Raw genomic sequence first — 25,538 nt, 5'->3', positions numbered from 1 at the left:
GACGATCAGGAGTTTCACCGATGGCCGATAACGACGAGTTACGCCGGTATCTGAAGAAGACCGCGAAGGAGCTGTATGAGACCAAACAGCAACTTCGCGAGCTCACCGACCGGTCGCAGGAGCCTATCGCGATTGTCGGTATGGCGTGCCGGTACCCGGGTGGTGTGCGGTCACCGGAGGATTTGTGGCGTGTGACCGCGAACGGTGTGGACGCTGTGGGGGACTACCCGTCGGACCGGGGGTGGGATTTGGAGCGGTTGTTCAACCCGGATCCGGATGTGGCGGGCACTGTTTACACCCGTGCGGGCGGGTTCCTGGACGCTATCGGTGATTTCGATGCCGGTTTCTTCGGGATCGGTCCTCGTGAGGCGGCGGCGATGGATCCCCAGCAGCGGTTGATGTTGGAGGCGTCGTGGGAGGCGTTGGAGGATGCCGGGATCAACCCGGTGTCGCTGCGCGGTAGCGACACCGGGGTGTTCGCTGGGGTTATCCACCAGTACTACGGTCCCCGTATCGGGTCCCCGGCTATCACCGCGGAGACCGAAGGGCACGCCTATCTGGGTGTTTCGAACAGTGTGTTGTCTGGTCGGATCGCCTACACCTTCGGTTTCAACGGCCCAGCCATCTCGGTCGACACCGCGTGCTCGTCGTCGCTGGTGGCTATGCATTTGGCGTGCCAGGCGTTGCGGCAGGGTGACGCGACGGTGGCGTTGGCCGGCGGGGTGACGGTGATGTCGGACCCGTCGCTGCTGATCGCGTTCGCGCGTCAGCGTGCGCTGTCACCGGATGCGCGGTGTAAGGCGTTCGCGGCAGCGGCTGATGGGACCGGTTTCTCCGAGGGGCTGGGGATGCTGGTGTTGGAGCGGTTGTCGGACGCGCGGCGCCTCGGCCACACCGTGCTGGCGGTGGTGCGTGGCAGCGCGGTCAACCAGGACGGTGCGAGCAACGGTTTGACCGCGCCGAATGGTCTGTCCCAGGAACGGGTCATCGCGGCGGCGTTGGCGAACGCCGGTCTGGAGCCCTCGGATGTGGACGCGGTGGAGGCGCACGGCACAGGCACGATGCTGGGGGATCCGATCGAGGCGTCGGCACTGATCAGTGTCTACGGGAAGCGGCGTGCGGACGGGCCGCTGCGGGTGGGTTCGCTGAAATCGAATATCGGTCACACCTCGGCAGCGGCGGGAGTCGGTGGCGTGATCAAAATGGTCCAAGCGATGCGACACGGCGTGCTACCGAAGACCCTGCATGTGGATACGCCTACCCCGCACGTGGATTGGTCCGCCGGTACGGTGCGGCTGCTGCAGGACAGCGAGCCATGGCCGGCGGGGCAACGGGCGCGACGGGCGGCTGTGTCATCGTTCGGGGCCAGTGGCACCAACGCCCACCTCATTCTCGAGGAAGCACCCACCGAACCGGTCACCGCCGCGGCGGAGTCCGGAGGCGAGTCCCCGGACAAGACCACCCTGGGCGAGGCCGACCGGGTGACTGCTACGGAGCCCATCGCGTCGCGGGTCGCGCCGCTGGTGATATCGGCCAAGTCGAGCGAAGCTTTGCGTGCGCAGGCGGATCGGTTGCGGCAGTGGTTGATCGGTGAACCCGACGCGGATGTGTGGGATGTCGCACATTCGTTGGTGTCGTCGCGGGCACTGCTGGACTGGCGTGGTGTGGTCGTGGGAGGTGACCGGGGCGACCTGCTGGCCGGCCTGGCCGAGTTGGCGGCCGGTGCGCCAGCCGCGATCGAGGGATACACCGGTTCCGGGAAAACAGCGTTCCTGTTCACCGGCCAAGGAGCCCAACGCGCCGGGATGGGTGCCGACCTGTATCGGGTGTTCCCGGTGTTCGCGGCGGCGTTGGACCAAGTGTGCGCCCAGTTCGACCCACTGTTGGGGCGGTCGCTGAAAGAGTTGATGTTCGCCGACACCGAAGGGTTGTTGGACCGCACGGAGTTCACCCAGCCTGCGTTGTTCGCGTTCGAGGTGGCGATGTTCCGGCTGATCGAATCATTCGGTGTCACACCGGACGTCGTTGCCGGGCATTCGATCGGGGAGTTGGCCGCGGCGTATGCGGCCGGTGTGTGGTCGCTGCCGGATGCGTGCGTGCTGGTGGCGGCGCGGGGCCGGTTGATGGGTGGATTGCCGGCGGGTGGAGCGATGCTGGCCGTGGCGATCGGCGAAGCACGGGCGGTGGATGTCGTCGCTGGTTTCGGTGACCGGGTGTCGATCGCGGCGGTGAACAGCCCATCCTCGACAGTGCTCTCGGGGGATATCGATGCGATCGAGGAGATCCAGCGGCAACTATCGGCCACTGGAGTGAAGACGAGTCGGTTGCAGGTCAGCCACGCTTTCCATTCCGCTCGGATGGATCCGATGCTGACCGAGTTCCGTGCGGTAGCCGAAAGTGTCGCCTACCAGCCGCCGAGCGTGCCGATCGTGTCGAACATCTCCGGTCAGCTCGCTGGTCACGCGGTGTGCGACCCACAGTATTGGATCACGCAGGTGCGGAACTGTGTCCGGTTCGCTCCCGGTGTGGACACACTGATCACAGAGGGTGTGCGCAAATTCGTCGAGGTGGGACCAGACGCGGTGCTGGCCGCGATGACCCGCCAGTGCCTGGCACAAAACCCTGAGGTCGAGTCGGTGGCGGCCGTGGCGGCGGCCTCCCGGCGTTCGGCCGATGAGGTGAGACAATTCATCACATCCCTGGCACAAACCCACGTCGCGGGAGTGCCGGTGGACTGGAGGCCGCTGCTCACCGGTCGTGGAATGAGCCGAATTCCGTTACCGACATATGCCTTCCAGCGTCGCCGGTACTGGCTCCAGCCCAGCAGCGACACATCGCAGTCATCAACCGACCACCCCATCCTGACCGGTGTGGTCGGGTTGGCAGGAACCGACGAATGGTTGTTCACCGGCCGATTCTCCTTACGCACCCACCCATGGATCGCCGACCACATGACCTACGGCGTGGTGGTCGTGCCGAGCGCGACGTTGATCGAGTTCCTTCTCGTCGCAGGTGGCCGGATCGGTTGCGAGGTGGTCGAGGAACTCACGTTGCAGGCGCCGATACTGCCGACCGGAGACGACGAGGTCGAGCTGCAGGTGTTGGTGCAAGCGCCGGATGAGTCGGGGCGACGTTCGTTCGAGTTCTATTTCCGCACGTCGTCCGACGACGAATGGACCCACAATGCGACCGGTGCGCTCGCGGCGCACTGGGACGGCGACTCGGCGTTGTTGTCCCGGTTGCGGGACGAGGCGTGGCCGCCGACCGATGCCGAACTCGTGGACAGCGCGGCGCTTCCGGAGCGGATTGCGAAGGACACCGGACTCGAGTACGGTCCGGCGTTCATCGGTGTGCGTGCCGTGTGGCAACGCGACGATGCGGTCTTCTCGGAGATCGCACTGGACACCGACGCGGCGCCGGAGCCGGGACGGCACGACCTGCATCCGGCCCTGCTGGATATGGTGATGCACGCGGGTTTCTCCCGTTTGATGTGGCGTGATGCGGATTCCGATCCGGATACCGGCAGGCTGTTGTTCCGGTGGGGTGGCGCGCGATTCCACAAGCCGACGACGGACGGCGAGTGGCCTGCGGAAGTGACGTCGCTTCGGGTCATCGTGGTCGCGACCGGAGCGGAGACCGTGTCTGTCGCGACTGTCGATCCAGACGGCAATCCGATTGTGTCCGTCGATGCGGTCGTGATGCGTCCGTATGACGTCAAGGAATTCCGCAGCACTCTGTCCGGTGATGAGGCTGGTTTATACCAGGTGCGCTGGGAGCCCGCCGTAGTAGGACCTGCCGACCGGTCCGCGTTGTCGATGGCGGTGCTCGCGGACACGACGGTGTCGGGGATCGATGCGTCCTATGGATCGGTTGCCGAAGTTTTTGCGGCCGAACGTGTCCCCAGTGTGGTCGTGTGGCAGGCGACCGAGCCGTCCGCCGATGATTCGGCCGACGATCCGGCAGCGGCGCGGGCGAGGGTGTACGACACGCTGGCGATGTTGAAATCCTGGCTTGCGCAAGAACGTGTGGCCGATGTCCGGCTGGTTGTGGTGACGGCGGGCGGTGCGGGGCTGCCTGGTCAGGTTGCGGGTCTGGCTGCTGCTTCGGTGTGGGGATTGGTTCGGAGCGCGCAGTCGGAGAATCCGGAAAGGTTCGTCCTTATCGACGAGGATCCGGCCAGGCCGTTGGATGTGGATCGGATCGCGGCGGTACTGCGGTCAGGTGAGCCGCAGGTGGCGGTGCGTGGTGCGGAGGTCCTGGTTCCGAGGCTGACGCGCGTGTCCGTCTCTGAGGAGACCAGTGCACTGTCGTCGTTGGGGTCCGGGATGGTGCTGATCACGGGCGGGACGGGTGGGCTGGGTGTATTGTTCGCCCGCCACATTGTGGCCGAACACGGTGTGCGCAGGTTGGTGTTGACATCGCGGCGAGGCCCCGCGGCACCCGGCGCCGCCGAGCTGGTCGCCGAACTGGCGCAGGCGGGAGCCGACGCTCAGGTGGTCGCGTGCGACATCGCGGACCGCGATGCGGTGCGGAAGCTGTTGGACACCGTCGATCCCGATGCCGGATTGACCGCTGTCGTGCATACCGCAGGGGTTCTCGACGACGGCACCATCGAGTCGTTGACCGGCGAACAAGTGGATCGGGTGTTGGCGCCGAAAGTCGACGGGGCGTGGCATCTGGACGAACTGACCCGTGACCGCGACTTGTCGGCGTTCGTGGTGTTCTCCTCGATCGCGGGGGTGCTCGGGTCGGCTGGGCAGGGCAATTATGCTGCGGCGAACGGTTTCCTGGATGCGTTGGCGCAGCGGCGGCGGGCCGCGGGGTTGGCCGCGACGTCGCTGGCGTGGGGGCCGTGGAACCAGGGCAGCGGGATGACTGATGGTTTGGATCGTGCTGCTGTCGCGAGGTGGGATCGGTTGGGGCTGGTGCAACTCGGTCATGGCGAGGGTGTACGTCTATTCGACGCCTCTCTCGCTCACTCGGAGGCGCTGCTCGCGCCGATCCGGTTCGACGCGAGTGTGTTGAGTCGTGAGTCCGAAATCGACACTGTTCCGGCGGTGCTGCGTGGATTCGTGCGGCGTTCGGCACGCCCAGCGCAGGCTGCCAGAGACGTCTCGGCGGGACATGCGGCGAGTTCGTTGGGCGCCCGGCTCGCCGGGGTGCCGGAGGTCCAACGCGGCGAAGTAGTGCTGGAGGAGGTGCGTAACCAGGTCGCCGCAGTGCTCGGGCACGACTCGGGTGACGACATCAGGCCCGAGCAGCGCTTCGACGAGATCGGTTTCGATTCGTTGGGTGCGGTGGAGTTCCGTAACCGGCTGGCCAAGGTCACCGGTGTGCAGCTGCCGTCGACCTTGGTGTTCGACTATCCGACCCCAGCGGCGGTGGCGAAGCTGGTGCAGTCAAGGGTCGAACCGAAGACGGTGGGTGAACCCGTCAAGAAGACTGTGCGCCGGGTTCGGGCGGACGAGCCGATCGCGATCGTAGGCATGGCCTGCCGGTTCCCCGGCGGTATCGCATCACCGGATGAGCTCTGGGACCTCGTTGCTTCCGGAACCGACGCGACCGGCGAGTTCCCGTCGGATCGTGACTGGGATCTGGAGCGATTGTTCGATTCGGACCCGGACAAGCCCGGCACCGTCTACACCCGCCGCGGCGGATTCCTCTATGACGCGGGTGATTTCGACCCGGGCTTCTTCGGTATCAGCCCGCGGGAGGCGTCCGCGATGGATCCGCAGCAGCGGTTGTTGTTGGAAGTGTCGTGGGAGGCATTGGAGCACGCGGGAATCGATCCGATGTCGTTGCGGGGCAGCGATACCGGAGTTTTCGCCGGAGCGGGCTACTCGGGCTACATCGATCGGGTAGTTGGCGATCTGGAGGGGTACCGGCTCACCGGTACCACGAGCAGCGTGATCTCCGGGCGGGTGTCCTATGTCTTCGGTCTCGAGGGGCCTGCGGTCACCGTTGACACCGCGTGCTCGTCGTCCCTGGTCGCGCTGCATCTGGCCTGCCAAGCGCTGCGCCAAGGGGAGAGCTCGCTGGTGCTGGCGAGCGGGGTCACGGTCGCGGCCAGTCCCTACCTCTACGTCGATTTCGCGCGGCAGCGCGGTCTGTCGCCCGATGGACGGTGCAAGGCGTTTTCCGCCGGGGCCGACGGCGTCGCCTTCTCCGAGGGCGTCGGTGTGCTCGTGCTGGAACGGCTCTCCGACGCCCGGCGGCTCGGGCACAACATCCTTGCCCTCGTGCGTGGGACGGCGGTGAACCAGGACGGTGCAAGCAACGGTTTGACGGCGCCGAATGGTCCGTCACAGGAGCGGGTGATCGCTGCGGCGTTGGCGAATGCCGGACTCGAGCCGCCGGACGTCGATGCGGTGGAGGCGCACGGCACCGGGACGACGTTGGGTGATCCGATCGAGGCGCAGGCGTTGATCGCTGCCTATGGCCAGGATCGTTCGGATCGTCCGCTGCGGATCGGGTCGATCAAGTCGAATATCGGACACACCGTGGCTGCGGCAGGTGTCGGCGGCGTAATCAAGATGGTGCAGGCGTTGCGGCACGAAACCCTGCCGAAGACCTTGCATGTCGACGCGCCGAGCCCGCACGTGGACTGGTCGGCGGGCGATGTCCAGCTGTTGACCGAGGCCCAGCCATGGCCGGCGGGCGGGCGGGTTCGCCGTGCCGGGGTGTCGTCGTTCGGTGTCAGCGGTACCAACGCCCACGCCATCCTGGAAGAAGCACCTGCGCGTCGAACTCCGGCGACGCAGCCCGCGTCCGAGGACCGGCCCCACACCGCGACAGCCGCTGCGTGGCTGGTGTCGGCGAATTCCGAGTCGGGCCTGCGAGCGCAGGCAGAGCGATTGCGGCAGTGGTTGATTCGCGATGCCGAAGCGGATGTGTGGGATGTGGCCCATTCCTTGGCGACGTCGCGGGCTCGGCTCGACTGGAACGGAGCCGTCGTCGGTCGTGATCGCGACGAGCTGCTGGCCGGTCTGGCCGAGTTGGCGGCCGGTTCGCCGGGCACTGTCGAGGGAGTTGTGGGTTCTGGAAAGACAGCGTTTCTGTTCACTGGGCAAGGTGCGCAACGGACCGGTATGGGTGCGGGTTTGTACGCGGCGTTCGATGTGTTCGCGGCGGCGTTCGACGAGGTGTGCGCCCATATCGATCCGCTGCTCGACTGGTCGCTGAAGGATGTGGTGTTCGATCCGAGTAACGCGGCACTGTTGGACCTCACGGAGTTTACGCAACCTGCGTTGTTCGCGTTCGAGGTGGCGTTGTTCCGGCTGATGGAGTCGTTCGGTGTGGTGCCGGACGTGCTGATCGGACATTCGATCGGGGAGCTGGCAGCCGCGTATGTGGCGGGGGTGTGGTCGCTCGAGGACGCGTGCGCCCTGGTGGTGGCACGCGGGCGGTTGATGGGGGCGCTGCCGCAAGGCGGGGCGATGCTGGCGGTGGCGGTATCCGAGGACCGGGTGGCCACGGTGGCGGCCGAGTTCGCCGACCAGGTGTCGATGGCGGCGGTGAATGGTCCGTCGTCGGTGGTGTTGTCCGGGGATGTGTTCGCGATCGGCATGATCGAAGACAAGCTTGCGGTGGAGGGGGTGAAGACCTCCCGGTTGCGGGTCAGTCATGCGTTCCATTCGGTGTTGATGGAGCCGATGCTCGATGAGTTCCGGGGTGTGACTGAAGGTTTGACCTATCACCAGCCGACCGTCCCTATCGTGTCGAACGTTTCGGGAGTCGTGGTCGGTGCCGAGCTGACCGACCCCGGCTACTGGGTCGAGCAGGTGCGTGGCTGTGTGCGGTTCGCGCCGGGGATCGACACCCTGGTCGAGGTGGGGGTGCGGCGGTTTGTGGAGATCGGACCGGATGCGGTGCTGTCCGCGATGACTCGGCAATGCCTTGCCGAGACTTCGGACATCGAGGCCCGCTCGACAGTGATCGCGGCCAGTCGACGCTCGACCGACGAGCCGACCCAGTTCGTGTCCGCGCTGGCGCGAGCACATGTCGCGGGAGTCCGGGTGGACTGGACGCCGTTGTTCGCCGGCCGCGCCGGGAATCGGGTGTCGCTGCCCACGTATGCGTTCCAGCACCAGCGGTACTGGTTGCGGCCGGTCGGCGTGGCATCGCCGACGGCGTCGGGCCACCCGGTGTTGACCGGTGTGGTGCAGGTCGCGGGGAAGGACGAATGGATGCTCACGGGCCGGCTCTCGCGGCGGACCCATCCATGGCTCGCGGACCATACGAGCTACGGCGTGATGGTCGTTCCGAGCACGGCGCTGTTGGAGATGCTGTTGGTCGCGGGACCGCGGTTCGGCTGCATCGGAGTGGATGAGCTCACGCTGGAGGCCCCGGTCCTCCCGCCCGAAGACGGTGACATCGACCTGCAAGTGTTCGTCGACGAGTCGGACGAAACAGGGCGGCGTCACTTCACCTTCCACTACCGCGTCGCCGGTGACGACGATAATGAGTGGATACGCAACGCCAGTGGCATTCTGGCCGGCGACCGACCGGCCGCCGAGCCGCTGATGGAACGACTTTGGGCCGAGCCGTGGCCGCCGTTGGACGCCGACCCGATCGACCCCGAATGGATCCCCGCACACATCTCGGCCGCGGTCGGGCTCGAGTACGGTCGTTCCTTCTGCGCCACCGAACGCGCGTGGCGGCGTGGTGACGCTGTTTTCTCCGAGGTCGCGTTGGATCCGGCCGTCGACCCCGACGGTTTCACTCTGCATCCGGGCCTGATGGATGGTATCGGACACGCCGGGCTCGCCTGTCTGATGTGGCCGGAGCTCGGTTCTGATCCGAACCTCGGCAAGCTCCTGTTCCGTTGGGGCGGTGCCCGATTCCACGATGTCGCACGGCCCGGACCGCTGCGGGTGATCGCAGTTTCGAAGGGCGAGGACACTATCGCCATCGCGGCGATGGACGGCGACGGCAATCCGGTTCTCTCCATCGACGAGGCCGTCATGCGGTCATATAACGTCGCCCAGCTCCGCGATTCCCTGTCGGGCGGCGACACTGGGGCGTACGAACTGCATTGGACAGAGGTCCGCGCTTCGTCGGCCGACATGGTTTCCGGTGAGATCGCGGCACTGGGCTCGATCTCGATAGACGATGTGCGGGAAAGATATCCGGACATCGACAGCCTGGTAATGACCGACGACGTGCTGCCTGAGGTCGTGGTGTGGTCTGTCGCCGCGGACGCGATTCCGCGAAACGGTGACGCCACGGCCGCGACGCACGACCAGGCGCTCTCGACGCTGCACACGCTCCAGGCGTGGCTCGACAAGGATGCCTTGGAGCAATCGCGATTGATCGTTGTGACCCACAACGCCGCCGGACTGCCCGGGGAGACGCCGGACCTCGCCGCAGCCGCGGTGTGGGGGTTGGTTCGCAGCGCGCAAACCGAATACCCCGCTCGAATCGTCTTGCTCGACTGGCAGTCCTCGCCAGGCGTGCAGCCGCTATCGGCCGACGCCGTGCGGACGGTGCTCGCAACCGACGAGCCCCAAGTGGCCGTTCGTGGAGACACGTTGGTGGCGCCGAGACTGGAACGCATGGACGCATCCGCCGAGAGAAGACCGTCGTTCGGTTCCGGCACCGTGATGATCACCGGAGGCACCGGCGGGCTCGGCGCGATGCTGGCCCGGCACCTGGTTGTCGAGCATGGTGTGCAGCAGTTGCTCTTGGTGTCCCGCAGCGGCGCGAATGCCATGGGCGCAGTGGAATTGGCAACAGAACTGAGTGAGCTCGGCGCACATGCGCGCCTGGCGGCCTGCGACGTCGCGGACCGGACGGCATTGCGGGCGCTGCTCGATTCGGTCCCGCCGGAACAGCCATTGACGGCCGTGGTCCATGCGGCGGGCGCGCTCGACGACGCAACGATCCGCACGCTCACGGTCGAACAGTTGGATCGCGTGCTCGCGCCGAAGGTCGACGCGGCGTGGAATTTGCACGAGGCGACGCGGGGCTCGGATCTATCGGCGTTCGTGCTGTTCTCATCAATTGCCGGTGTACTCGGGTCAGCGGGTCAGGCCAACTATGCCGCCGCCAACAGCTTTCTGGACGCGTTGGCCGCCCGGCGTCGTACCGAAGGTCTGCCCGCCGTAGCACTCGGATGGGGTCCGTGGGAGCGGACCGGAACGGGATCGGGCGGCATGACGGACACCCTCGACGAAGCGGCAGTCGCACGACTTGCCCGCCTGGGTTTGCGTCCGCTGACCCAGGCGGGCGGCCTTCGGCTGTTCGACACCGTCGCCGGCATCGGATCGGACCCGGCAGCCGCATCGGCATTCGTGCCGTTTCGCTTCGACGTGAACGCCCTTGAACGAGAAGCTCGGGCTGACACGCTTCCCGCAGTATTGCGAGGATTTGTTCGGCATTCGAGGGTGGAGGCCGCGAGCCGGGCGCAATCGCGCGGCTTTACGCTGAATCGGATACCGGAGGCCAAGCGGAAGCAGGCCGTACTCGACCTGGTTCTCGAGCAAGCCGCCGCTGTACTGGGCCACTCGTCGATCGGTGATCTTCGGCCCGACAAGGGATTCGACGAGATCGGATTCGATTCGCTCGGAGGAGTGGAGTTCCGGAACCGCCTTTCGAAAGTTACCGGCCTCCAGTTGCCCTCGACGCTCGTGTTCGACTACCCGACGCTGGACGAGTTGGCCCGGTATCTGCACGACGAATTGGCTCTGACGGTCACTGCGGAGCCGCCCGCCACCGTTTCCGCGTCGGACGACCTCGCCCGTCTGGAGGCGATGGTCGAACGCATCCTCGCCGCAGCGGGCAACGACGATGCGACCGTCACCGCGCTGCTCGGCATCGGCGACCGTCTTCGGTCCCACCTTGGTGACAAATGGCAGAGCGACGAATACGACGATCTTGCCGCACATTCCGGCAGCGAACTTTTTGACCTGATTGACGAGGAGTTTGGTCGACCATGAGCAACGAGGAAAAACTCACCCGCTATCTGCGGAAACTCACGGGTGACCTACGCACCGCCAACAAGCACATCCACGAGTTGGAGGAGCGTGCGCGGGAACCGATTGCGATTGTCGGTATGAGCTGCCGCTATCCGGGCGGCGTGGATACCCCGGCGCAACTGTGGGATCTGGTCGCCTCCGGCACCGACGCGGTCGGCGGTCTTCCGACCGATCGAGGGTGGGACCTCGAGCGGCTGTTCAACCCGGATCCGGATGTGCCGGGCACGATCTACACCCGTGAGGGTGGGTTTCTGTATTCGGCAGCCGATTTCGATGCGGGCTTCTTCGGAATCGGTCCTCGGGAAGCCGCAGTGCTGGATCCGCAGCAGCGTTTGATGCTCGAGGCATCCTGGGAGGCGTTGGAGGACGCGGGTATCGACCCGGTGTCGCTGCGCGGCAGCGATACCGGGCTCTTCGCCGGAGTCTTCCACCAGTACTACGGTCCGCGCGTCGGCTCTCCGACGTTGACGGCCGAGGCGGAAGGCCATGCCTACCTGGGCGCGGCGAGCTGTGTGTTGTCCGGCCGGATCGCTTACACGTTCGGCTTCAAGGGCCCCACTTTGTCGGTTGATACTGCGTGCTCGTCGTCGCTGGTGGCGTTGCATCTGGCGTGTCAGGCGTTGCGGCAGGGCGATACATCGCTCGCGTTGGCGGGTGGGGTGACCGTGATGTCGGATCCGTCCTTGCTGATCGCGTTCTCACGTCAGCACGCGCTATCGCCGGATGCACGCTGTAAGGCATTCGCGGCGGCCGCTGACGGGACGGGTTTCTCCGAAGGTCTCGGGATGCTGGTGTTGGAGCGCTTGTCGGACGCACAGAGGCTCGGTCACACCGTATTGGCGGTGATTCGGGGCAGCGCGGTGAATCAGGACGGTGCGAGCAAGGGGATGACCGCGCCGAATGGTCCTTCGCAGGAGCGGGTGATCACGGCGGCGTTGGCGAGTGCGGCGTTGGATCCGTCGGATGTGGACGCGGTGGAGGCGCATGGGACGGGCACGATGCTGGGGGATCCGATCGAGGTGCGGGCGTTGATCGGTGTCTATGGGCAGCGGCGTGAGAGCGGGCCGTTCCGATTAGGTTCCCTCAAGTCGAATATCGGTCACACTTCGGCTGCGGCTGGGGTCGGTGGTGTGATCAAGATGGTGCAAGCTATGCGGCACGGCGTGTTGCCGAAGACGTTGCACGTGGATGCGCCTACCCCCCATGTGGATTGGTCTGCGGATACGGTGCGATTGTTGACCGAGGCCGAGCCGTGGCCTGCGGGGGAGCGGGTGCGTCGGGCGGGTGTGTCGTCGTTCGGGGTCAGCGGGACCAACGCGCATGTGGTTCTGGAGGAGGCGCCCCCCGCTCCGGTCACCGCCGAGTCCGAGGGCAGTTCTGAGCAGCCCGACTCCGAGGAGATGCCGTCGACGCGGCCGAGTGTCGCGTCGGATGTCGTCCCGTGGATCGTGTCGGCGAAATCCGAGTCGGGCCTACGGGCGCAGGCGGATCGACTGCGGCAGTGGGTGATCGGCGAACCCGACGCGGACATGTGGGATGTGGCGCATTCCCTGGCGACCTCGCGGGCGCTGTTGGACTGGCGCGGTGTGGTCATGGGGCGGGACCGAGCGGAGTTGCTGGCAGGTCTGGCGGCGCTCGCCGAGGGTGCGTCCTCCGACGGCGGTGGCGTGGTCAGCGGCGTCGTGGGTACGGGGCGCACCGCGTTCCTGTTCACCGGTCAAGGCTCCCAGCGGCCCGGAATGGGCCGGGAACTGTACGCGGCGTTTCCGGTGTTCGCGGCCGCGCTGGACGAGGTGTGCGCCGCGTTCGATCCACTGCTCGGACGGGTCCACCCGTCATCCGACGGCCACCCGTCGAGAACCTCCGCGCTGTCGTTGAAAGATCTGATGTTCGCCGAGGAGGACACGACGCTGCTGGATCGGACGGATTTCACGCAGCCGGCGTTGTTCGCGTTCGAGGTGGCACTGTACCGGCTCGTCGAGTCTTTCGGTCTGACCGCGGATGTGCTGCTTGGTCACTCCATTGGTGAGTTGGTCGCGGCGTATGTCGCTGGAGTCTGGTCGCTGTCGGACGCCTGTGCGCTGGTGGAGGCGCGCGGGCGGTTGATGGGCGCGTTGCCTTCGGGCGGGGCGATGCTGGCGGCGGCCGGATCCGAAGACGAGGCGTTCGCAATGGTGGCCGGATACTCCGACAGGCTTTCGGTGGCCGCAGTGAACGGCCCGTCGTCGGTGGTGTTGTCCGGCGACGTGGACGCCGTCGACGAGGTCGAGCGACTGCTTGCCGACCAGGGCCGCAAGACGAACCGGTTGCGGGTCAGCCACGCGTTCCATTCGGCGCGGATGGAGCCGATGCTCGACGAATTCCGCGTGGTAGCCGCAGGTTTGACCTATCGAACGCCCACGATTCCGATTATGTCGAACGTGACCGGTGAGGTGGTGGATCGTGAGCTGACCGATCCGGAGTACTGGGTGCGACAGGTACGGTCGGCCGTGCGGTTCGCTCCGGGGGTACGGGCACTGGCCGCGGCCGGGACCCGGCGGTTCCTGGAGGTGGGCCCGGATGCCGTCCTGGCGGCGATGACGCGCCAGTGCGTGGCCGAGGAACCCGAGGTCGAGGCACGGTCGATGGTGGCTGCCGCCGCGCGGCGCGGTGCGGATGAGGTTGCGCAGTTCACCGCGTTTCTGGCGGCTGCGCATGCCGCGGGTCTCGAGGTGAACTGGTGCTCCCTGTACACAGGACGGTCGCTGCGTCGAATTTCCTTGCCGACCTACGCCTTCCAACGCACTCGGTACTGGCTGCCGCCGAGTGGTGACGTCGCCGACGTGAGTCGTGCCGGTCTGATCTCGATGGACCACCCCATGCTGGGTGCGGCGATCTCAGTGGCCGGTAAGGACGAGTGGTTGTTCACCGGCCGACTTTCGGTGGCGTCGCATCCGTGGATTGCCGATCACATGGTGTTCGGCGGGGTGTTGTTACCAGGAACCGGTTTCGTGGAGCTGGCTTTGGCGGTCGGTGCTCGATTGGGCGTCGAAATCGTCGATGAGCTGGTTCTGGAAGCACCGCTGCGGTTGGACGACAAGGTCGAGATCGACATCCAGATCGGTGTCGAAGCGCCGGATGAAGACGGGCGAAGGCGGTTTGTCGTAGCGTCCAAGGCCATTGGTGAGCAGTCGGACGACGGATTCGGAATCACCTACGCGCGTGGCATTCTCGCGCCGGGCGTGGTGATCGACATTCCGGCGTCCCGCAGCGACAACGGGCTGTCCTCAAAGGAAGAGGCGACGCCCGGCGAGGCGTTGTACGACCAGTTGGCCGCGCGCGGATTCGGTTACGGACCTGCGTTTCAAGGCGTGCGCCGGGTGTGGCGCGACGGCGACGACGTTTCGGCCGATGTGGTGTTGAGCGCCGAAGTCGCTGCAGAAGCGTCTCGGTTCGGCATGCATCCCGCCCTCTTGGACGCCGCGCTGCATGCCGCCGCGCACGAATTGGCCACCGACTTGCCGCAGGACCACCTACCGCTGCCGTTCTCCTTCAACGGCGTGCGGTTGCTCCGCCCCGGAGCGACGGCCGTGGAGGTTCGAATCCGGCGTACCGGAGCCGACAACGTGCGGCTCGAGACCGTCGATGACGCGGGCGCTCTCGTGTTGACCGTCGAATCACTGCAGTCTCGCCCGGTGAACAGCCAGGCACTGAACGATGGTCGATCTGTCGGGCGGAACAAGCTCTACGAGCTGCGATGGACCGCAGTCGAATCGCCGGCGCAGGTCGGCACGGGCACCCGTCGGATCGCCGCCGTCGGATCGTTGCCGACGCCCGGTTTCGACGAAAGTCACCGGGATATGGCCGCTCTGATCGAGGCCGCCGGGGAGAACGGTCAGGACCCGAGCGATGCAGCGGAGCGGTCGCACATCGACGCCGTGGTGTGGTTCGCCGACGACGTCGACACGGGGTTGTCTGCCGTGGAGACGTCATCGGTGGATGTCGTGCGCGGACGCGTACAGGCGGTCTTGACGGCCGTTCGTTCGTGGTTGCGCCTGGCTGCGGCGGGGAATCCTCGGCTGGTCGTCGTGACGCGCAACGGGGCGGGCCTGCCGGGTGAAGATCCGGATCTGGCCGCTGCGGCGACCTGGGGATTGCTGCGGAGCGCGCAGTCGGAGCATCCGGGCCGGATTGTGTTGGTGGACATCGATGTCGACGGCGAGATGACGCCCGAGCTGATATCGTCCGCCCTCGCCGCCGACGAGGCGCAGTTGGCGGTGCGTGCGGGTGCGCTGCTCACGCCGCGGCTGACCCGTCGCGAATCGCCGGCGGCCGAGTCGGGTATCGCACTCGGCACCGGTGCGGTGCTGATCACTGGCGGCACCGGCGGGTTGGGCGCGCTCGTGGCCCGGCACCTTGCCGTGGCACATGGTGCGCGTGATCTGGTGCTGGTGTCCCGGCGCGGTGAGCGAGCCGAAGGCGTCGCCGAACTTGTCGCCGAGCTGGCTGAACTCGGGGCTCGGACGCGGGTGGTGGCCTGCGATGTGAGCGATCGCGTCGCCGTGGCGGCAATGCTCGACGACATCTCCGACGGTCCCGCACTCACTGCCGTCGTGCACGCGGCGGGTGTGCTGGCCGACGGCACCGTCGGGACGCTCACGCCCGAGCAGGTCGACCGCGTGCTCGCTCCGAAAGTCGGCGCTGCGCTGAACCTGCACGAACTCACGCTGGATCGCGACTTGTCGGCGTTCGTCATGTTCTCCTCGGTCGCGGCAATCCTCGGATCGGCGGGTCAAGGTAACTATGCGGCGGCGAACTCGGTGCTGGACGCCTTGGCGCGCCGCCGCGCCATCGCCGGCCTTCCCGCGGTTTCCGTGGCGTGGGGTCCGTGGTACCAGGGCAGCGGAATGACGGCCGACCTTGGCAAATCTGGCTTGGATCGGCTGTCGCGCATGGGTTTTCGACCGCTGTCCGAAGCCGACGGTCTCGCACTGTTGGATTTGGCGGGCGGTGCGAATACACCGTTCGTCGCCGCGGTCGACTTCGACATGGCGTCCTTGGCCATCCAGGCGCGCGCGGGCCTGTTGCCGGGGATGTTGCAGTCGTTGGTGCCTGCATCACGCCGCACCGACAGCGGTGGTGGGGATCTGGCGCGGCGGTTGGCAACGGCCTTGCCGGACAAGTACGACGCGACTGTTCTCGATTTCGTGCGGGACCATGTCGCCGCCGTGCTGGGACATGCCTCCGGTGGGTTGATCGATGCCGAGAAGCCGTTCAGCGAATTAGGTTTCGATTCGCTGGGCTCGGTGGAATTCCGCAACCGGCTCACCAAAGCCACGGGTCTACAGCTTCCGTCGACCCTTGCCTTCGACTATCCGACCGCGACGGCGCTGGCACGGTACCTCCGCTCGCGGGTCGACGGCGCGAAGACGGCCGGTGCGCACACCCGGCGTCGGGTGCAAGCCGACGAGCCGATCGCGATCGTGGGCATGGCCGGCCGGTTCCCCGGTGGTATCGGGTCTCCGGATGAGTTGTGGGACCTGGTGTTGTCGGGCACGGACGCCATCAGTGAGTTCCCTTCGGATCGTGGCTGGGCTTTGGATCGTCTGATTCATCCCGACCCCGACCATTCGGGCACGTCCTACGTCCGGGAGGGCGGGTTCCTGACGAATGCGGCCGATTTCGATGCGGGCTTCTTCGGGATCGGTCCTCGTGAGGCGATCGCGATGGATCCGCAGCAACGGTTGCTGCTGGAGGTGTCGTGGGAGGCGTTGGAACACGCGGGGATCGATCCGACGTCGTTGCGGGGCAGCGATACCGGTGTCTACACGGGTGTGATGTATCAGGACTACGACGCTGTGACGCGCAAGGCCGGACCGGAGATCGAGGGGTATGTCGCGACCGGTGCGGCGGGGAGTGTGGTGTCGGGGCGGGTGGCCTACGCGTTGGGTTTGGAGGGGCCCGCGATGACGGTGGATACGGCGTGTTCGTCGTCGTTGGTGGCGTTGCATGTGGCGTGCCGGGCGTTGCGTCAGGGGGAAAGCTCGCTGGCGTTGGTGGGTGGTGCGACGGTGATGGCGACACCGATGGTGTTCGTGGAGTTCTCCCGGCAGCGCGGTTTGGCTCCGGATGGGCGGTGCAAGTCGTTTTCGGCAGCGGCCGACGGGGTGGCCTGGTCCGAGGGTGCCGCGGTGTTGGTGGTGGAGCGCCTGTCGGACGCGCGGCGTTTGGGGCACAACGTGTTGGCGGTGGTGCGCGGCAGTGCGATCAATCAGGACGGCGCGAGCAATGGTTTGACGGCGCCGAACGGCCCGTCGCAGGAACGGGTGATCGCAGCGGCGTTGGCGAATGCCGGGTTGGAGCCGTCGGATGTGGATGCGGTGGAGGCGCATGGGACGGGGACGCGGTTGGGTGATCCGATCGAGGCGCAGGCTTTGATTGCGGCCTACGGGCAGGGTCGGGCGGGTGAGCCGTTGCGGATCGGGTCGTTGAAGTCGAATATCGGGCATTCGCAGGCGGCTTCGGGTGTGGGTGGCGTGATCAAGATGGTGCAGGCGTTGTGGCACGAGACGTTGCCGAAGACGCTGCATGTGGATGCCTTGTCCCCGCATGTGGATTGGTCGGCGGGATCGGTACGGGTGCTGACCGACGCGGAGCCGTGGCCTGCCGGCGACCGGGTGCGGCGCGCGGGAGTGTCGTCGTTCGGGATCAGCGGCACGAACGCGCACGTGATCCTCGAGGAGGCGCCATCGGCCACCAACGCCGGATCACCGCCTAGCGGCGGTGAAGGCGGCTCGGTCGTGGCGGGTGTCGATGACCCGGTGGTGTCGTGGGTGCTGTCGGCGAAGTCGGAGGAGGCGTTGCGCGCGCAGGCGGACCTGTTGCGGGCATGGTTGGCCGACCGTCCGGATGCGGATGCGTGGGCGGTGGCGCGGTCGTTGCTGGACTCGCGGGCGTTGCTGGATCGGCGGGGGGTCGTTGTCGGGCGGGACCGGGAGGAGTTGCTTGCCGGCTTGGCCGCGCTCGCGTCGGGTTCGGTGCTGCCGGGTGTGGTCGAAGGCGTGACGGCTCAGGGAAGGACGGCGTTCCTGTTCACGGGTCAGGGTGCGCAACGGGTGGGTATGGGCGCGGGACTGTACCAGGCATTTCCGGTGTTCGCGGCGGCGTTGGACGAGGTCTGTGCCGAGTTCGATCGTCATCTGGGTGGGTCGTTGCGGGAGGTGATGTTCGCCGATTCGCGGGGTGTGTTGGATCGGACGGAGTGGACGCAGCCTGCGTTGTTCGCGTTCGAGGTGGCGTTGTTCCGGTTGGTGGAGTCGTTCGGTGTGACACCGGATGTGGTGATCGGGCATTCGATCGGTGAGCTTGTCGCCGCGTATGTGGCGGGGGTGTGGTCGCTCGAGGATGCGTGTGTGTTGGTGGCGGCGCGTGGTCGATTGATGGGGGCGTTGCCGGAGGGCGGGGCGATGTTGGCGGTGGCTGTGTCGGAGGCGGAGGCGGAGGCGGTGATCGCTGAGTTCGGCGGTCGGGTGTCGCTTGCGGCAGTGAATGGTCCGGAGTCGGTGGTGTTGTCGGGCTATGCGGATGCCGTCGAAGAGATTGCGCAACGGGTTTCCGGTACAGGCCGGAAGAACACGCGGCTGCGGGTTTCGCATGCGTTCCACTCGGTGTTGATGGAGCCGATGCTGGAGGAGTTCCGTTCGGTGGCCGCGGGTTTGGTATATCGGGAGCCGTTGTTGCCGATCGTGTCGAATGTGTCGGGTGCACAGGTCAGCGACGAGGTGTGTGATCCGGAGTACTGGGTGGCGCAGGTTCGCGGTTGTGTGCGGTTCGCTCCCGGCGTGGACACGTTGGTCGCCTCCGGTGTGCGGAAATTTGTGGAGGTGGGTCCGGACGCGGTGTTGGCCGCGATGACTCGGGAGTGCTTGGCGGAGCGTTCCGAGGTGGAGGCGAAGTCGATGGTGGTGGCCTCGTCGCGGCGTTCGGTCGATGAAGCGGTCGGGTTTGTCATATGCCTGGCACATGCGCACGCTGAGGGTCTGCCGGTGGACTGGATGCCGATGTTTGCCGGGCGCACTGTGGGTCGGGTTCCATTGCCGACGTACGCGTTCCAGCACCAGCGCTACTGGGCGCAGCCGGTCGAGGTGCCGGATGTGTGGCAGTCGGGTCTGGACGATGCGGGGCATCCGTTGTTGGGTGCAATGGTTCGGCTGCCGGATTCCCGAGACGTGGTGTTCACGGGCAGGCTGTCGCAAGCCGGTCATCCGTGGTTGGCCGATCATGTGATCGGTGGGACGGTGTTGTTGCCGGGGACGGCGTTTGTGGAGTTGGCGTTGCATGTCGGGGCGATGGTCGGCAGTCCGCGACTGGCCGAACTGGTCCTGGCCGCGCCGTTGGTTGTGCCGCCGGTGGGTGCGGTCGAGTTGCGGGTGATGGCGGCCGGACCCGATGACGCGGGCTCGCGAGTCGTGTCGGTGTATTCGCGTCCGCAACCCGATGGTGAGCCGGATCAGGCCGAGTGGGTTCGCCATGCGACCGGAACTGTTGTCGCGCAGTCGCCGTCGTCTCAGGTCGAGCCGACAGCAATGACGGAGAGTTGGCCGCCGGTTGGGGCATTGCCGGTGGCGTTGGGTGATGTCTACGGGGAATTGGCTGAGCGTGGTTATGGGTATGGACCATTGTTCCAGGGGTTGAGGGCATTGTGGCGGCTCGGCGATGAGGTGTTCGCGGAGGTGGCTTTGCCGGAGCAGACGCGGTCGTCGGTGGACGGGTTTGTGGTGCATCCGGCGTTGTTGGACGCGGCGCTGCACGCGATTGGTCTCGGCGGGTTGACCGAGCCTGCCGCGGCGGGTGAGGTTCTGGTGCCTTATTCGTGGGAGAACATCGACGTACACGCCGTCGGTGCCGTATCGGTGCGGGTCCGGTTGCGGGCCGCTGGGCCCGAGGCGGGTAATCAGCGGATCACGTTGACGCTCACCGACTCTCAGGGTGCGCCGGTCGTCGAAGTCGGGGCGTTGACTCTGCGTCCGATCCCGGTCGGCGCTTTCGGCGCGCCGAAAGCGCCGACCGCGGGTAGCGGCCTGCATCAGCTGCGTTGGGTTTCGTTGCCTGCGCCGGAGCCGAGCGACCTCATCGCGGACGAGCATTGGGTGAGCATGGACGCCGGTGAGACGGTGATCGTCGACGGCATGCCGGTGGCTGTGTTGCGAGTCGAGGACGCGGGTGCGGGTGGGGATGTGCCGGATGCGGTTCACGGTCGGCTTGTCGAGGTAGCGGCGCGGGTGCGGGAGCTGCTGACGGAGCATGAGCGGATCCTGGTCGTGACCAGGGGTGCGGTCACGGTGGATGCCGGTGAATCGGTGGATCCGGCCGGTGCGGCGGTGTGGGGTTTGCTCCGGAGCGGACAAAACGAGAATCCCGGCCGGATCGCGATCGTCGATGTGGACCGTTGGCAGGACTATCGCGTCGGCGTGGCTGTTGCGTTGGCCATCGCGGACGAACCTCAGCTGGCGTTGCGGCAGGGTGTGCCGTATGCGGCGCGGTTGAGTCGTGGTGTCGGCGATATGGTCGGTGCGAGTGACCTGCTACACGCTCCAGCGTGGGCGTTGACCCAGCTCGGCAAGGGTACTTTGACCGGTGACAACCTCGCTCTGGTCGAAACGCCCGCCACGCTGGGGCCGCTGCAGCCCGGGCAGGTTCGGGTGGGCCTGCGCGCGGCGGGTATCAACTTCCGGGACGTGCTGATCGCGTTGGGTATGTATCCGGACACCGATGCCGTGATCGGTGGTGAGGGTGCGGGTGTGGTGTTGGAGGTGGCCTCCGACGTCACCGAATTCGCGGCGGGTGACCGGGTTTTCGGGTTCGTCGCCGATATCGGTTCGGTAGTGGTGACCGACCACAGGATGCTGGCCCCGATGCCGCAGGGCTGGTCGTTCGCGCAGGCCGCCGCCGTACCGGTGGTGTTCGTGACGGCGTATTACGGCTTGGTCGATTTAGCGGAGGCCAAACCCGAGGAAACGTTGCTGCTGCACGCCGCGACCGGTGGTGTGGGCACAGCTGCTGTCCAGTTGGCGCGCCATCTGGGTTTACGGCTGTTGGTGACCGCCAGCCAACCCAAATGGGATGTGCTGCGGAGTATGGGATTCGACGATGCGGTGATCGGGGATTCCCGCACCCTGGACTTCGAGCGCAAGTTCCTGGAACTCACCGACGGACGCGGTGTCGATATCGTGTTGGATTCGCTGGCAGGTGAATTCGTGGACGCGTCGCTGCGACTGTTGCCACGCGGTGGACGGTTCCTGGAGATGGGATTGATCGATCGCCGCGACCCCGGTGAGGTCGCCGAGCAGCATCCGGGCGTGCACTACCGGGGTTTCCACCTCAACGAGATCAGCGCGGATCGGGTGCGCGAGATTTTGAGTGTTCTCGTCGGTTTGTTCGATACCGGCGTGTTGGGGCTGCCGCCGGTCACGGGGTGGGATCTACGGCAGGTACCGGAAGCGTTCCGGTACTTGAGTCAGGCCCGGCATATCGGCAAGAACGTGCTCACCATTCCTGCCCCGTTGCGACCTGAGGGCACGGTGCTGGTTACGGGTGGTACCGGTGGGTTGGGTGCGGTGACGGCTCGACACCTCGTCACCGCGCACGGGGTGCGGAGGCTGGTGTTGGCCAGTCGGCGTGGTTGGGCCGCGCCTGGTATCACCGAGCTGACGGCCGAACTGACCGGGCTCGGTGCGCAGGTCGATGTGGTGGCGTGTGATGTGGCCGACCGGGCGGCGCTGGATGAATTATTGGCGGGAATCCCTACGGAGTACCCACTGACCGGTGTCGTGCACACCGCGGGAGTGTTGGCCGATGGTTTGTTGGCCGACATGACACCGGAGCAGTTCGCGACGGTGTTGCGCCCGAAGGTGGATGCCGCATGGAATCTGCACGAAGCCACCAAGGATCAGGATCTGTCGATATTCGTGCTCTACTCCTCCATCGCTGGCACACTCGGCAATCCAGGCCAGGCCAACTACGCCGCAGCTAATGTCTTCCTCGACGCGTTGGCCCACCACCGCCACCGCGCCGGGCTGCCCGCGACGTCGGTGGCGTGGGGTCCGTGGCGCGGGACCAGCGGCATGACCAGCACCATCACCGAGGCCGACTTCGCGCGCATGCGACGCGAAGGTTTGATCCCGCTCGATGAGAACGACGGAATGTCGCTGCTCGACTCGGCCCTCACAGTCGGTGTCCCGATGACCGCCGGGGTGCGTCTCGACGTGGCGGCGCTTACCACGCAGGCCGCCTCCGGGTCGCTGCCCAGAGCGCTCAGCTCCCTGGTCACCGTTCCCGCGCGCCGCGCCGAGAGTACGGGGTCATTGGCGCAAAGGCTCGCCGCCACACCCGAACCCGACCGCGCGGGCGTGGTACTCAGCATCGTCCAGCAACACGCCGCGGCAGTCCTGGGACACCCGTCGGCCGCTGCCATCGAGCCTGAGACCCCGTTCAACGCCCTGGGATTCGATTCGCTCGGCGGCGTAGAGCTGCGGAATCGCCTCGTCAAGGTGACGGGCATGAAACTGCCTTCGACGTTGGTGTTCGATTATCCGACCGCCGCCGCCGTCGCGACCTTCTTGCGCTCGCAGTGGGAAGACACGTTGACCACATCGGCGGTCGACGACCAGATCGCTGCGCTCCGATCGCTGTTGGCGACCATCCCGTCCGCGGGGGACAAGGCCAACCTGGTCGAGCGGATCCGCGCGACGTTGGCTGAAGCCCTGGAGGAACGCGAATCCACGGCCGACAGCGGCCGCGCGGCCGTCGAGGAGGCGGCGAGTGCTGACGAGCTCTTCGCGCTTATCGATGAGCAAATAACAAAACGGTAAGAAATGTCATGACCGTGCAGACCAGGACTTGCGACTGGACCGACCCGATGGTCGAGATTGCCGAGTTGCCCAGCTCAGCGGTCTCGAGTAGGTCCAGGCGATCGCCGCCGGCCGGGTCTCGAAGAGTCCCGCGGTGAATATGATCGACGGAGGATGAAGGCCCGCGAGGGCGGGCCGAGGTGACCGCCCAGGCCCAGGTCGTTGACGAGGCAGGGCGTCTCATCGCCTACGCCACCTCGAGTTGCATGATCATGAACCCCGGCGCCTGAGGCCGAAGGCGGTCTCCTCGGGTTGTCCAGTTGGGCGTGCCGGTGCCCAGCGTCGTGGTCAGCAAACGGCTCTGCGCTCGCTACGGCGGTCGGGCTCGCGGGCGTCTCATTCCGGGTTCGGTCTTGCCCGACGTATGGCCGGTGTTGGGCTGATGCGCGTGCAGAGCCGGCGGCGCAGGATGTCGTAGCAGCATGGGTCGATCAGCGCCGACTCGGCCAAGCGCCGGATGAGCGCCGATCAAGATGCCTCATTTCCATTTCAGCGGAACGAGATTCAGTAGAGATGGCACTGGAATTCCCTTACATCGCCGAACGGCAGCGGCCGGGGGAGTTCAGCGCGCTCCCAATGTCGAGGGCAGTCAACGATTGTCGAACGTACTCCGCCTACTTCACCGATGAATCCGCCTACATACGAACTCGTTTGTACGCGAGATGCATTGTAATTCTAGTGATTCCGGACCTGGATACGATGGCACAATCGCCTGCCGCCCTATCGCTCACCGCCGTGTCTTCGGAGGCGACGAGCTCGACGGATCTGTCCTTCAACTGATGTTCCATCTCCGTGATCGGTTCCATCTGTGCGGGAATCAGTTCCGCGTGATTTGCCACCTGCCGCCAACCCTGCGTCGCGCTCCAGCAGCGGTTCGACCGATGGCGTTTCAGGTACACCCCACTGTGAACTACCCACGACGGAGTGGAACCGATCGCCGTCAAAAACGTTGAGAGACAGATAAATAGCTACGACACGCCGACAAATCCACTGTGAAGCAGGTTGCTAGCTATAAAACGCGGTCAAACCCCTTGGGTAACAACGAGATAGCTACAGCACGATGAATCTATTATCAAACTGCCGCCTAAAATATCAGGCTACATATGAACACGCACCGGAGAACAAATTTCTGCGCCGTCCGTGTAGCTACTTTTCCGCCTATGGTCAAGCGCGGAATCCACGCCTTCGAAACCCTCGACATGCTCGCTGGGAGGCGGCCATGGCCGCCTGAGTCAGCTGGCCAGTTATCTGTGGGAGACGGCATCGATTTGTGTCTATCATCCATTGATCGCCTGTCTCGCCTGGACCACGAGCCGCTGGCGGACGGTACATCGGTTGCGAGAAATCGATTCGGCTGGCAAGCTACTGCTCAGCAAGTGACTTGGGCAACCGCCCAGTCTCACGTCCTGTCATGTGAGTGTTTCTTGCGGCTTGCTTGATGAGAGAGATATTGGATGAGGGCTGATTCCGTCTTCTGGGCGGACCTAGTGGGGCACTGGCCGCGGGTGCCGATTCGGGTCACTATAACATTGCCAAGCTGCCTTTCACCGAAGTGAAAGGAAGTTCGCCCATGGACTACGTCTCGTTGGTTATCGAGCCACCCGTTCCTGGCGAGCTGTGCGATCGGGCGGCTGTGCGCCAAGGACTATTGTCGGGGATTGCGGAGGTCGCGGTCGAGCGAGTTCGCATGTCGGAGACCGTCCGGCTCGGCGGTGTGAACCCTCGACATGTCGCTTTGCTGGCGCAGCTGCCCGGGCCATTGCCGCCGATTGTCGTGCACCGTGCGACGATGGAGGTGATCGACGGCGTCCACCGTCTGATGGTCGCCCGTCGGCGGCAGGCAGCGTCGATCAATGCCGTTTTTTTCGACGGTGAACCGCGGGAAGCGTTTGTGCTCGCCGTTGAGCTAAACAGCGCCCGCGGACTCCCGTTGTCGTTGACAGACCGCAAAGCTGCGGCCGTGCGGATGCTCGCGGATTTTCCCGGATGGTCGAACAGACGGCTTGGTGAGGTAGCCGGACTGTCCGATAAGACCGTCGCCGCGCTGCGACGGCGGTCGGGTGCGGAAATTCCGCACCCGACCATGAGGCGGATCGGGCGAGACGGCGCGGTGTACCCGGTGGATGCGAGGGAGCGACGCCGGAGGGCGCGAGAATTCCTGGAGGCGAACCCGGCGGCGTCGACCCGGGAAATCGCATTGGCCGCCGGCGTCTCGCCGACTACCGCGAAGGACGTGCGGCGACGTCTGCGGGCGGAAGACAGCGCGATGCCGAAACATCGACAGGATGGTGGCGCGACCACGGCCAGAGCTTGTCCCAGTGGTCTTCTGGCCGGGAGCGCGCCGGTGCAGGTATCAAGACCGGGGACACCGGCATTTGCCGAGTCGCCCGATCTCACAATAAGGATGCGTCGGCTACGCGCCGATCCGTCGCTGCGTTTCACCGAGGTCGGCCGAAAGTTGTTGCGATTGTTGGAGATCTCCGGAACCGAGTCGGTCGAATGGCAATCGATGGCCGATAGTCTGCCGATGCACTGCGCGCCCGCGGTAGCCGAGCTGGCGAGACATTACGCAGAGAACTGGCTAATGCTGGCCGACTCATTGAGTCGCCGCCTCGTAACCGACACCTGACCGAACAGTATCGGTAGCTCACTGGGCCCCGCGTCGCCGCTTGCC

The 25,538-nt window shown here is 65.9% G+C and carries 3 protein-coding genes; all 3 read left to right on the top strand.

The features are described from left to right. The first annotated feature begins 20 nt into the window (after positions 1-20). The 3 genes from OH799_RS08385 to OH799_RS08375 all read left to right on the top strand — a co-directional run bounded on the left by OH799_RS08385 (position 21) and on the right by OH799_RS08375 (position 25,493). A complete protein-coding gene (locus OH799_RS08385) occupies positions 21-10,937 on the top strand; it encodes an SDR family NAD(P)-dependent oxidoreductase (protein ID WP_406277454.1) in 10,917 nt (3,638 codons plus the stop codon). Then, positions 10,934-22,825 (top strand): SDR family NAD(P)-dependent oxidoreductase, encoded by an 11,892-nt coding sequence (locus OH799_RS08380; RefSeq protein WP_406277451.1) that lies wholly within the window; start codon positions 10,934-10,936, stop codon positions 22,823-22,825. The genes OH799_RS08385 and OH799_RS08380 overlap by 4 nt, the downstream gene beginning before the upstream one ends. A gap of 1,609 nt (positions 22,826-24,434) precedes the next feature. Then, a complete protein-coding gene (locus OH799_RS08375) occupies positions 24,435-25,493 on the top strand; it encodes a ParB/RepB/Spo0J family partition protein (RefSeq protein ID WP_406277448.1) in 1,059 nt (352 codons plus the stop codon). The last annotated feature ends 45 nt before the right edge of the window (positions 25,494-25,538 follow it).

Source organism: Nocardia sp. NBC_00881 (assembly GCF_045207455.1).
In the GTDB taxonomy this organism is placed as follows: Bacteria; Actinomycetota; Actinomycetes; order Mycobacteriales; family Mycobacteriaceae; genus Nocardia.
The sequence above is the reverse complement of the archived record's forward strand: the minus strand, read 5'-3'. Positions and strand labels throughout refer to the sequence as shown.